Raw genomic sequence first — 12,154 nt, 5'->3', positions numbered from 1 at the left:
TCACGGGATCGGCGCCGCCGTTGCACTAGACTCTTGAGCCAGAGCGGCCCCTTCGGGCCAGCCAGGAGGCACGCATGAAATCACTGTGGACATTGGCGCTGAGCGGGCTGTTGTTGACCCTGTCGGGCGGCGTGCATGCCGAGCAGGCAGTGGGTTGCGTCGAGGTGACCGTGGGCGGTTACAAGGCGCCGAATTACGACTGCCTGAGCCAGCAGATGGGCAACAACCCCGACGGCGCGGCGGCTGCGCAGAAGAATCAGGAAGCGATGAATGTGCCGATCGACAAGCGTCCGCCGAATCAGGTTGGGCTGGCGACGCCGGCGGCCACCAGTACGCGGATGGGCAATACGTTTGGCACGTCGGTGAAACCGCAGCGGCCACCGAACTAACTGTTCTACTGTGGGAGCGAGCCTGCTCCGTGCGGCGTTCCGACGATAGCGTCCTGTCAGTCAACATTGATTGCACAGACAAACCGCCATCGCTAGCAAGCTAGCTCCCACAGTATTTTGTATTTGGCATTGATCAATGGTCTGCGGGGACCTGTCGGAAGCTCACCGCCAGGCGATTCCAGCTGTTGATGGTGCTGACGGCCATGGTCAGGTCCACCAGTTCAGTCTCGTTGAACTGTTCCCGCGCCTGCTGGTAAACATCGTCAGGCACCCGGCTATCCGCCAGCAGCGTGACAGTCTCGGCCCATGCCAGTGCGGCCCGCTCGCGCAGGTTGAAGAAGCCGCTGTCGCGCCAGACTGCGATGGCGTACAGCCGTCGATCCGTCTCCCCTGCCCGCCGTGCTTCCACCGAATGCATGTCGGTGCAGAACGCGCAGCCGTTGAGTTGCGAGGCGCGGATCTTGATCAGGTGCAGCAACGGCGCCTCGATGCTCAGGCTGCTGGTCAGCGCTTCCAGGGCAATCATCGCTTTCATGGCTTTGGGTGAAGCGCTGTAGTAATCCAGACGCGGGGACATGGGCGGGTCTCGGGCAGCAGAAGAGTGATTTCACGGTAAGCGCTGATAGGCCAGCGTTACAGCCCCAATTCCACGGAAAACCGGCAGACCATTGCCCCCGGACCAAACTCAATACCTGTGGGAGCTGGCTTGCCAGCGATGGCGGTATACCTGCTTACACTAATGCCGGATCCGAAGGCCTCATCGCTGGCAAGCCAGCTCCCACAGGGTACGTGACCAATTCGAGGTTTTTACTCCGCGCAACTACTGCCCCGCAGACAAACGGGAGTAATCTGGCCGGCACACTCAATTGCCCGGAGAGCCCCGTCGGTATGGAACTTCATGTCGTGATCAACGGCCGCAAGGATCTGGCCGGTCAGTTGTATCAGCAACTGCGGGGCGCCATTGAATCCGGGCGTCTGGCCGCCGGCACGCAACTGCCGCCGAGTCGCTTGCTCGCCGAGCAACTGGGGATTTCGCGCAAGACCATTTCCGACACTTACGCGCAGCTGACTTACGAAAACTTCCTCACCGGCGTCATCGGCAAGGGTACGTACGTCAACGCCCGCCCGATGCCGGTTCAGCGCAAGCAAAGCCATTCCGAACTGGCCAGTTCCGAGGTGATCGAGAGCTGGTGCAACCTGCCGGTGTTCCTGCGCCATCCGACGCTGGAAGGCTCGCTGCGCTACGACTTCATCGGTGGTGCCACCAGCAAGGGCCAGTTTCCCCACGATGACTGGCGCCGCTGTGTCTCCCACGCCATGCGGCAAATGGCGGGTTCCAAAGGCTTTTACAGCGTGGCGGAAGGCCTGCCGGCGCTGCGCAATGCGATTGCCCGGCACATCGCGTTTTCCCGTGGCGTGAACTGCCAGGACGAAGACATCGTGGTGTGCAACGGCGCACAACAGGCGCTGGACCTGATCGCCCGCGTGCTGCTGCGCCCCGGCAGTCTGGTGGCGATGGAAGACCCGGGTTATCCGCCAGCCCGACTGCTGTTCGGTACTCACGGCGCCACGGTGGTCGGGGTGCCGGTCGATGCGGAGGGGATTCAGGTCGAGCACATTCCCGATGGCACCCGGTTGATCTACGTGACGCCGTCGCACCAGTTTCCGCTGGGGATGCCGATGAGCCAGGCGCGGCGCGAAGCGTTGCTGGTCCGGGCCCATGAGCTCGGCGCGATCATCATCGAGGACGACTATGACAGTGAGTTCCGCTACGAGGGCCGCCCGACCGATTCGCTGCACAACCTCGATCAGCGCGGCATCGTTGCCTACGTCGGCACCTTCTCCAAGACTCTGCTGCCGGAGCTGCGGCTCGGCTATGCGATTCTGCCGCCGGCGATCCTCGAAGCGGTGATCCGCGCCAAGCAGCTCACCGATCTGCACGCCTCTACCCTGCCGCAATGGGCGCTGGCCAAGTTCATCGCCGAGGGCTGCCTGCTCAAGCACATCCGCCGCTGCCACACCATTTACGCCCAGCGCCGCGAGCGGATCCTGGCGCGCATGGCCACCGACCTCGCGCCGTGGCTGGAGGCCGTGCCGGCGAGTGCGGGCTTTCATATGGCGGTGTTCTGCCGGGTGCCGATCGACTTGCCGCTGGTGATCGAACTAGCGAAAAAGGTCGAAGTCGGGCTGTACGCCATCGATGGCTTCTATTACCAGCAGCCTTCACGAAGCGGGATGTACTTCGGTTTCGGCGCCATCGAGACGCTGGACATCGATATCGCACTGGATCGCCTGCGCGACATTCTGCAACAGGTCGCCTGATAGATTGGACTAACGGATTACCCGCCGATTGGTTATTGGTGATCCGGGGGTGCAGGCCTATTCTGCACAGGCGTTATCCCTCAATGAGCAGGATTCGTCCGGCCTGATTCAGGAGTGTGAGCAATGTCCAACGAAGTGATCAACACCGTACAGGTGCAGGCTGCGGCCGGCCGCTCCGAGGAGCTGGGCAAGCAGTTGCAGAAGATCGTCGAAACCCTGCGCGAAACACCGGGCTGCGATTCCTATATGGTCGACCGCTGCCCCGACGACAGCCACCGCTGGACGGTCAGTGCCCATTGGCAGTCGGAAGCGGCGATGCAGGCGCACTTCAACCGGCCTGAGGCTCAGGGGTTTATCGATTTGATCGACAGTCGGCTGGCTAACAGCGTCGATTTCAACAGTTTCCCTATCGTTTGACTTACTGACGCCATCGCTGGCAAGCCAGGCTCCCACAGGTTCTGTTGTCGTTCATATGATTTTTGAACGATACGAAACCTGTGGGAGTCTGCGGTGCGACGATTCGACTTGCCAGCGATGGCGTATTTGGAAGCACAGAAATATCGAGGATTGGTCACCCGAACTTCCCGAATATTGGCCGTTTGAATAGCCCTCCACGCGGACTACTGTGAAGACCGACTCCCCCACTTCACAGGTGACCCGCCATGAAACTCCTGCACATTTTCGCCGCCGCTCTCGCCCTGTCTGTTTCTGCCGCCGCCATGGCTCACGATGCCTCCGAAAAAGTCTCGGTCCTGCAGGACCAAATGCTGAAAAACGTCCCGGGCAAAAAAGCCATGATGATCGAAGTCGACTACAAACCCGGCCAGTCCTCCATCGCCCACAAACACGACGGCACGGCCATGGCGTATGTGCTCGAAGGCGAAGTGACTTCCCAGGTCAAGGGCGAAGAGGCAATCACCTACAAGAAGGGCCAGTTCTGGTACGAACCCGCCGGCTCCGAACATCTGGTGTCGAAAAACGCCAGCAAAACCAAGCCGGCCAAGTTGCTGGTGTTCATGGTGCTGTCGCCGGACGAGCAAGTGCTGATCCCATTGAAAAACTGATGGTTGTTTAACCAGCCATAAATAAAAGGCGCAAATCGTTGATTTGCGCCTTTTTAATTTCTCGCGGCAATTAATCAAAAGCGCTTACAGCCAATAAAACTATTGCATGACAGTCATTCAGCAAATTGTCAGGTTGTTTTCAGTTTCGCGGGAGTAGTCTGAGGCAACTGTCGCCGGTTCCATTTAATCAACCCCGACACCTCTGACTTTCCGACTGAAGTTGCTTCACGGGAGACTCACCATGAAACTTGCCTTTGCCAGTACTTTGGCGATATCGGTTTTAGCGTTGTCCGCCTGTTCCGTTCCCACCGCTCCAAAAGCGGTTTCCTCCCTCGACACGCTGTTCACCCAACCGGTGGGACGCAGCAGCGCCACTCAGGTGAAAAGTGGTCCCGGCGTCTCGCTGGGCGTCGTCTACAGCCCTAGCACCCAGACCAACCGCGAATACCTGCGCGACTATCAGGCCAACGCCGGCACCGGTTTCGGCCAGAGTTTACTGGTGCAGCCGATCCATGACGCCTACGTCGCCACCTCGAAACCGGACATGGCGGTGGATTGGGTGAAAGCCTCGCTGCAACGCCAGTTCGGCTCGGTCACGGTGTACCCGGACATGCAAAGCCTGCGTGCGGCGAATCCCGATGTAGTAGCGATCATCGATACTCACAGCCAGTTGATTACCTCGCGCAGTTCGGACATCAAGGCCGATGTGAGTGCGGACTTCTATGACGGCAAGTTCAACTATGTCGGAACGGCCAAGGGATCCGAGGCGAAAGAGTTGACGCCGGTCTGGGCGGACTTCAAGCGGTCGGAGGAGATTGTTGCGGATATTAATCAGCAGCAGGAAGTTCAGGTTAGGGCGTTGCAGAAGTTTGACCAGTCGCTCAGTAATTTGTTGACTGGGGCGGCAGGTAAAGTGTCGATGCTCGAGAGTAAACAAGGTCTTAGTGTGCGGTGATAGTTAGGCCGCTGCCCTCACCCTAACCCTCCCGAAACGTCGGACCGCCCGTAGGGAGAGGGGACTGACCGAGTGGTCTGGGCGAAATACATCGACCTGTTATTCCTGAGTCGAACTCAGGTTTGGAAGATCATGAAGACCGGCTCCCTTGCGATGATGGTTAGACCGCGGCCCTCACCCTAGCCCTCTCCCGGAGGGAGAGGGAACTGATCGAGGTGTTTGTTAGAGTTACGCCGACGTGAAATATCGATTCGAACTCAGGTTTGGAAGAGCATGAAGATCGGCTCCCTTTCCCCCTCTCCCCTTTGGGGAGAGGGCTGGGGTGAGGGGCTGGATTTGTGCAGCAACACTCAAATACCGCCGAACACCAGACATAAAAAAGCCCCGCCTCTTTCGAGTGCGGGGCTTTTTCATTCAGCAGCTACTCAAGCAAGCTCAAGCTCCGCAGTCGCCGCAGCAGGCACAACCGCCTGACCGCTCAGCGCCACGTCGTTCAGCTCACGGTTGGCCACCGCGTACATGGCGTAGTCAGTGCCGCTGGCGGCACGGATTTCCACCAGCATGGCGCGCCAGCGTTGGATCATGGCGTCGTGCTGCGCCATCCATAGCGCCAGACGCTCTTCCACGTCCAGGTTGCCGCCGCCCGCTTGCAGAACGGCGATGGTGATCGCGCGTTGCTGCCAGTCGACGTCGTCGCGGAACGCTTCACGGGCCAGGGCCTGCCAGTTGTTTTCCACCGGCAAGGCGCTGATCTGCGAAATGTACCAGGTGATGTCCAGCGCGCTGCCCACGGCGAAGTACGCCTTGGCCACTTCGGCTGGGTCCTGACCGGTCACGTCGGCCGCTTCGATGATCGGCAGCAGCGTGTAGAGGTGGGTAGTCCCCGCCACCATACGCGCCAGCAATTCCGGTACACCGGCTGCGACGTAAGCCTGATAACGCGCCTGCCAGTTTTCGCGGATTTCGCCGCTCAGCAGCTCGTCCAGCTTCAGACCCAGCTCCTTGAGGTGCGGACCGAAATGCGCGACGTCACGGGCAGCGTTCTGCTCGTTGCGACGGGCACGCAGGAACCAGCGCGTAGCGCGACGGCCCAGACGCATCAGCTCGTCCATCAGCTCCAGTTGCACATCAGCAGAGACCTGATAGTCCAGCGCTTCGATCTGACGGAACCAGTGCGGGAGGTGGAAGATGTCACGCACGATCACGTAAGCGCCAGCCACGTTCGCCGGGGTCATGCCGGTGGACTCTTTGAGTCGCTGAACGAAGGTGATGCCCATATGGTTGACCAGATCGTTGGCGATCTGGGTGCTGACGATTTCGCGCTTCAGACGGTGACGGCGCATGGCTTCGGCGAACTTGCTGACCAGGGTCGGCGGGAACGCGGTTTCCATGTCGCGGGTCAGGTAGTCGTCATCCGGCACCAGCGAATCCAGCAGCTGTTGCTTGAGGTCGATCTTGCTGTACGAGATCAGTACCGACAGTTCTGGACGCGTCAGGCCCTTGCCCGTCGCGGCGCGCTCGGTGAGCTGCTCCTCGGTCGGCAGGTACTCGATGGCACGGTCCAGCTTGCCACGGCCTTCCAGGTCGCTCATCAGGCGTTTGTACTCGGCAGCACGCTCGTAGGCACGGCGGGCAGCCAGGGACAGGGCCTGAGTCTGCTTGTAGTTGTTGCCCAGCACCAGACCACCGACTTCGTCGGTCATGCTTGCCAGCAACTGATCGCGTTGCTTGCCGGTCATGTCGCCGGCCTGAACCACTTCGTTCAGCAGGATCTTGATGTTTACTTCGTGGTCGGAGCAGTCCACGCCACCGGCGTTGTCGATGAAGTCGGTGTTGGAACCGCCGCCATTGAGACCGAATTCCACACGACCCAGTTGGGTCATGCCGAGGTTACCGCCCTCGCCCACCACTTTGCAGCGCAGTTCGTTGCCGTTCACGCGCAGTGCATCGTTGGCCTTGTCGCCGACATCGGCGTGGCTTTCGGTGCTGGCTTTCACGTAAGTACCGATACCACCGTTCCACAGCAGATCCACCGGTGCCTTGAGCAAGGCGTTCAGCAGTTCGGTCGGGGTCAGTTTGTCGGCCTTGATGTCGAAGCGTTCCTGCATCTGCGGGGAGATGGCAATGCTCTTCGCGCTGCGCGAGAAGATACCGCCGCCTTCGGACATGATGCTGGTGTCGTAGTCGGACCATGCCGAACGCGGCAGGTCGAACATGCGCTGACGCTCGACGAAGCTGGTCGCCGGGTTCGGGTTCGGGTCGATGAAGATGTGCAGGTGGTTGAACGCAGCAACCAGTTGCAGCTTGTCGGACATCAACAGGCCGTTACCGAACACGTCACCGGCCATGTCGCCCACGCCGACCACAGTGATGCTGTCTTCCTGAACATTGATGCCGCGCTCGCGGAAGTGGCGCTGTACGCCGACCCACGCGCCCTTGGCGGTGATGCCCATTTTCTTGTGGTCGTAACCGGCCGAACCACCGGACGCGAACGCGTCACCCAGCCAGAAGCCGTAGTCGATGGCGATACCGTTGGCGATGTCGGAGAAGGTTGCAGTGCCCTTGTCCGCCGCGACCACCAGGTACGGGTCATCGTCGTCATGACGCACGACGTTGGCCGGCGGTACCAGTTTGCCGTCCTTCAGGTTGTCGGTGATGTCCAACAGGCCCGAGATGAAGATGCGGTAGCAGGCGATGCCCTCGGCCGCGATCTCGTCACGGCTGCCGCCCAGTGGCAGGCGACGCGGCAGGAAGCCGCCCTTCGCACCCACCGGCACGATGACCGAGTTTTTCACTTGCTGGGCTTTTACCAGGCCGAGGACTTCGGTACGGAAGTCTTCTTCACGGTCGGACCAGCGCAGACCGCCACGAGCAACGTTGCCGAAGCGCAGGTGCACGCCTTCTACGCGTGGCGAGTAAACGAAGATTTCGAACTTCGGAACAGGCTTCGGCAGCTCAGGGATCAAGTGCGGGTTGAACTTGAAGCTGAAGTACGACTTGTTCTGGCCGTTGGCGTCGGTCTGGTAGAAGTTGGTGCGCAGGGTCGCTTTGATCAGGTCCAGGTAACGACGCAGGATGCGGTCTTCGTTGAGGACTTGAACGTCGTCCAGCGCGGTCAGGATCGCTTGTTCCAGACGCAGTTGCTTGTCGTCCAGATCATCGCTGCCCAGCTTGCGCGCCAGGTAGAAGCGGGTCTTGAACAACCGGGTCAGTTCGCGAGCGATGTCGGTGTGGTTGTTCAGGGTGCTGGCGATGTAGCCGAGGTCGAAGCCCAAACGGATCTGCTTCAGGTAGCGAGCGTAGGCACGCAGCAGCGCGACGTCGCGCCATGGCAGGCCGGCGGTCAGCACCAGACGGTTGAACGCATCGTTTTCGGCGTCGCCGCGCACGATGTGGACGAACGCGTCCTGCAGGGTGTCATTGAGCTGCTGGATGTCCAGGTCCATGCCTTCAGCGGCCGTGAACGCGAAGTCGTGGATCCAGAACTCGCGACCGTTGTTGTGACGCAGACGATACGGGAACTCACCCAGCACGCGCAGGCCGAGGTTTTCCAGGATCGGCAGCACGTCGGACAGCGCCAGCGGGGTATCGGCGTGATACAGCTTGCAGTGCAGCTCGCGCGGGCCGGAAGCCAGCGGCTGGTAGAAGCTCATGGCCAGCGGCTTCTTCTCGCTCAGGTTGAGCAGGTGCTGCATGTCGACCACGGCCGAGTGCGCAGCGAAACGCTCGCGGTAGCCGGCCGGGAAGCCTTTCGGGAAATCCGCCAGCACGTTGGTGCCGTTGGCTTCGCCGAAGGTTTCAACGGTCAGGGCGGCGTAGTCGTCCTGCCAGCTGCGGCAAGCCTGGATGACTTCGTTTTCCAGTTGCAGCGGGTCGATGTCGATGCGGTTTTTCGGGTCTACGCGCAGGATCAGTTGCACGCGAGCCAGCACGGACTCGGAGAAGAAGGTCCAGAACTCGCAGTCGGTCGCCTTCAGGCGCTCCATCAGCACTTGCTGGATTTTCTGGCGGACTTCGGTGGAGTAGATGTCGCGCGGCACGTAGGCCAGGCAGTAGCAGAAACGGCCGTACGGGTCTTTGCGCAGGAATACGCGAATCTTGTTGCGTTCCTGGATCTGCACGATCGACATCACGGTGCTGAACAGTTCGTCGACCGGAGTCTGGAACAGGTCGTCACGCGGCAGCACTTCCAGCACCTGTGCCAGTTCCTTGCCCAGGTGGGCCTTGGACTGGAAGCCGGAACGGCGCTCGATCTCTTCGACCTTGCGGCGGATGTAAGGGATGACACGTACGCTTTCGCCATACACCGACGAGGTGTACAGGCCCATGAAGCGGTGTTCCTTGATGACTTTGCCGTCGGCATCGATTTCACGGATCGACACGTAGTCCGGGTAGGCCGGACGGTGGACGCGGCTCGGGTGCGCAGCCTTGGCGAACGACAGCAGCGTCGGTTCGCGCAGGTAGTTCACGGCGTAGTCTTCGATGTGACGGTCTTCGTTGGTCAGACCGGTGCGCAGCATCTTGGTCAGGCCGAGGAACGAGTTCTGGTCATATTCGATGTGGCCGCCATCGGCCTGATCGACAACGGTGAACTCTTCGTAGCCGAGGAAGGTGAAGTGGTTGCCCACCAGCCATTCCAGGAAGCTCTTGATTTCGGTCTTCTCGTCGGCATCGACGGCGAATGCGCTGTTATCGAGCTTGGTGAGGATTTCCTGCACCTTGGCCTTCATCGGCTCGAAATCGGCAACCGCGACGCGGACTTCACCCAGAACCTGTTCCAGTTCCTTGGACAGCACATTCAGTTCGGCCGCGTTGGCGCAGCGGTCGATTTCCAGGTACATCAGCGATTCGTGCTGAATGCCTTCGCCGCTTGTGCCTTTAGGCAGGATTTCCAGCAACTCGCCCTTGCTGCCACGACGCACGCTGAGCACGGTGGTCTGCAGGGTGTGGATGCTGTAGCCGCGGCGGTTCAGCTCGGTACGCACCGAGTCCACCAGAAATGGCAGGTCGTGGTGCAGCACTTCGACCGCGGTGTGGGTCGACTGCCAGCCGTGACGTTCGTAATCAGGGTTGTAGACGCGCACTTGCGGTTGCGCGTGATCGAAGCGCTCAAGCAGGCGCCACGCAGAAAGAGTACAGCCAGCGAGGTCGGAGAGGCGACGTTGAGTCAGCTCGTCCAGGGAAATGATGCCGAAGAATTGTTCAGCGAACAGCGCCACTTGTGGCAGTGCCTGTTCACTGATGTGCTGCGCCAGTGCCGCTTGCAGTTGGTGCTGGAAGTCGGCTTTGCTGGCTGCGGTGAAGAACGCCATCTGTGGTACTCCGCTTGGGCTTGTTATTGATGGAAAGCGTCGCGTACAAAACCCCTTTCGGGGCGTTCCGTCGCCCTGTTCCTGAATCTCGGGCAGAGGAAACAGGGTGACAGGTGGGTGAAGCTGGACGAGACACTCAGGTCACATTCACCTTCCATGAATGGGCATCTGCAAAAACGACTGCCGGGCGCCGCTCGCGGGCCATGGCAATGCCTTTACGGGTGCTCATCCGTTGCGCAGCTTAATGGGTGCGACAATGTGTCTGCTTGCGGTGCTGCGACATATTCGGTCATTGGCACGTAAACCGAGGCAAGCGCATCGGTAAACACTAGCATTCATGGGGCAGAACGCCGGTCTGAATCCCCGTATTTACGGTACATGCGTGCCAGGAATGACCATTGACCTGCGTCGCGTTCACGACACATCCTCTGACACTCAGGCGAGCAGAAATTCCCGAGGGCTGGCAGAATCGCGCTTTATTGCGACCACCGAGCCCGCCGAGGCAGGAATTTCCCATGCAAATGACCACCGCCCTTTTGATCGTCAACCCGTGCGACGACGAAGAAGACAACATGGCTATGCTCTGCTGCCACAGCGACAAGGGCGACATGTTTCTGATGAGCCGCTACCCGGACGAGGATGAGCTGGAGATCACGCTGGATGGCGAGCCGTCCACCCTCGATGGCGTTAAAGTCACTCTGACCAAGACCTTGCTGAAAATCGAAATCGCCGCAGCGGATGCCGATGCGTTGAATGGTGATGATGTGCTGGAAATCACCTACAACCCGGACATGGTGGATCTGGCCGAGGTCGAGGAAACCCTGAAGAACATTCTTGATGGTACTGGCACCTTTATCAGCCAGATTTGATGGTGTCTGCACTGGCCTCATCGCAGGCAAGCCAGCTACCACAGGGGAACGCGTAATACAGACAGAACGCGGTCAATGTGGGAGCTGGCTTGCCTGCGATAGGGCCGGAACTGGTACCCCAACTTTCCCTGTCTACAAAATTCCAACAAATCCCCCGGTCATTTCCCGTACTTTGCGCAAAATGCCGTTAGTCGCCACCCCCTGCGATGGATTAAAGTAACGCCCCCAGCCCCGGCGTTATCCGAACGCCTGTGGCCACCCTTTCCAGGAACAGTCATCGATGGAACATCGTGAAGCGCTGCTGGCGCTGCGAACCTTTCTTTCAACGCAGATTCTCGGCCAGGAAAAACTCATCGAGCGCTTGCTCATCGCCCTGCTCGCCGACGGCCACATGCTGGTCGAGGGCGCTCCGGGTCTGGCCAAGACCAAAGCGATCAAAGAGCTCGCCGAAGGCATCGAAGCCCAGTTCCATCGCATTCAGTTCACCCCGGACCTGCTGCCCGCCGACATCACCGGCACCGAGATCTATCGCCCGGAAACCGGCAGCTTCGTGTTCCAGCAAGGCCCGATCTTCCACAACCTGGTGCTGGCGGACGAAATCAACCGTGCCCCGGCCAAGGTCCAGTCGGCGCTACTCGAAGCCATGGCCGAGCGCCAGGTCAGTGTCGGGCGCAGCACCTACGAGCTGTCGCCGCTGTTTCTGGTGATGGCCACGCAGAACCCGATCGAGCAGGAAGGCACTTATCCGCTACCCGAAGCGCAGCTCGACCGCTTCCTGATGCACGTAAAAATCGGTTTCCCAGACGCCGCCGTCGAACGCCGGATCCTGCAACAGGCCCGGGGTGAAGCCCTGAATGGCGAGACCAAGCCCGAGCGACGGGTCAGCCAGCAAGCTATCTTCGCCGCACGCAAGGAAATCCTCGGTCTGTACATGGCGGACGCCGTGGAGGAATACCTCGTGCAATTGGTCATGGCCACGCGCAACCCGGCCAAATTCGACCCGGAAATGGCCGAGTGGATTGCCTACGGTGCCAGCCCGCGTGGTTCGATCGCCCTCGACCGCTGCGCCCGCGCCCACGCCTGGCTGGCCGGTCGCGACTTCGTCAGCCCGGAAGACATCCAGGCTGTGCTGTTCGACGTGTTGCGTCACCGCATCATCCTGTCATTCGAGGCCGAAGCCGCTGGCATCGACCAGGATCGGGTGGTGCAGCGGATTCTCGACGTCGTAGCCGTCGCTTGACCC

General features: G+C 60.2%; 9 protein-coding genes. 7 read left to right on the top strand and 2 right to left on the bottom strand.

What is annotated here, in order from left to right; translation table 11 throughout:
- Positions 1 to 74: 74 nt before the first annotated feature.
- The gene (locus JJN09_RS26855) at positions 75 to 389 is read left to right on the top strand and encodes a hypothetical protein (protein WP_249484465.1); all 315 of its coding nucleotides are present in this window, start codon (positions 75 to 77) and stop codon (positions 387 to 389) included.
- A gap of 133 nt (positions 390 to 522) precedes the next feature.
- Here the strand turns inward: JJN09_RS26855 and JJN09_RS26850 are convergent, their stop codons facing one another.
- Positions 523 to 966: a carboxymuconolactone decarboxylase family protein gene (locus JJN09_RS26850; protein ID WP_249484464.1), complete on the bottom strand. Its 444-nt coding sequence runs from the start codon at positions 964 to 966 to the stop codon at positions 523 to 525.
- Positions 967 to 1,277: 311 nt separating this feature from the next.
- Here JJN09_RS26850 and JJN09_RS26845 point away from each other — a divergent pair, with 311 nt between their 5' ends.
- The 4 genes from JJN09_RS26845 (at position 1,278) to JJN09_RS26830 (ending at position 4,730) form a co-directional block, all read left to right on the top strand.
- The gene (locus JJN09_RS26845; protein ID WP_249484463.1) at positions 1,278 to 2,711 is read left to right on the top strand and encodes a PLP-dependent aminotransferase family protein; all 1,434 of its coding nucleotides are present in this window, start codon (positions 1,278 to 1,280) and stop codon (positions 2,709 to 2,711) included.
- Between the two features lie 123 nt (positions 2,712 to 2,834).
- Positions 2,835 to 3,128, top strand: coding sequence for a putative quinol monooxygenase (locus JJN09_RS26840; protein ID WP_096820028.1), 294 nt, complete (start codon positions 2,835 to 2,837; stop codon positions 3,126 to 3,128).
- A gap of 245 nt (positions 3,129 to 3,373) precedes the next feature.
- Entirely contained in the window at positions 3,374 to 3,775 is a 402-nt protein-coding gene (locus JJN09_RS26835) for a cupin domain-containing protein (RefSeq protein ID WP_249484461.1), read from the top strand.
- 241 nt (positions 3,776 to 4,016) lie between these two features.
- The gene (locus JJN09_RS26830) at positions 4,017 to 4,730 is read left to right on the top strand and encodes an ATPase (protein ID WP_249484460.1); all 714 of its coding nucleotides are present in this window, start codon (positions 4,017 to 4,019) and stop codon (positions 4,728 to 4,730) included.
- Positions 4,731 to 5,155: 425 nt separating this feature from the next.
- Here the strand turns inward: JJN09_RS26830 and JJN09_RS26825 are convergent, their stop codons facing one another.
- Entirely contained in the window at positions 5,156 to 10,042 is a 4,887-nt protein-coding gene (locus JJN09_RS26825; RefSeq protein ID WP_249484459.1) for an NAD-glutamate dehydrogenase, read from the bottom strand.
- Positions 10,043 to 10,557: 515 nt separating this feature from the next.
- On the opposite strand from JJN09_RS26825, the gene JJN09_RS26820 reads away from it, so the two are divergent.
- Together JJN09_RS26820 and JJN09_RS26815 are read left to right on the top strand one after the other, a co-directional pair.
- Positions 10,558 to 10,911, top strand: coding sequence for a hypothetical protein (locus JJN09_RS26820; protein WP_096820032.1), 354 nt, complete (start codon positions 10,558 to 10,560; stop codon positions 10,909 to 10,911).
- Positions 10,912 to 11,191: 280 nt separating this feature from the next.
- Positions 11,192 to 12,151 (top strand): MoxR family ATPase, encoded by a 960-nt coding sequence (locus tag JJN09_RS26815; RefSeq protein ID WP_007913915.1) that lies wholly within the window; start codon positions 11,192 to 11,194, stop codon positions 12,149 to 12,151.
- Positions 12,152 to 12,154: the final 3 nt, after the last annotated feature.

This window comes from Pseudomonas sp. HS6 (assembly GCF_023375815.1).
Classification (GTDB): Bacteria; Pseudomonadota; Gammaproteobacteria; order Pseudomonadales; family Pseudomonadaceae; genus Aquipseudomonas.
This window is presented reverse-complemented; position numbering and strand designations above follow the sequence as displayed.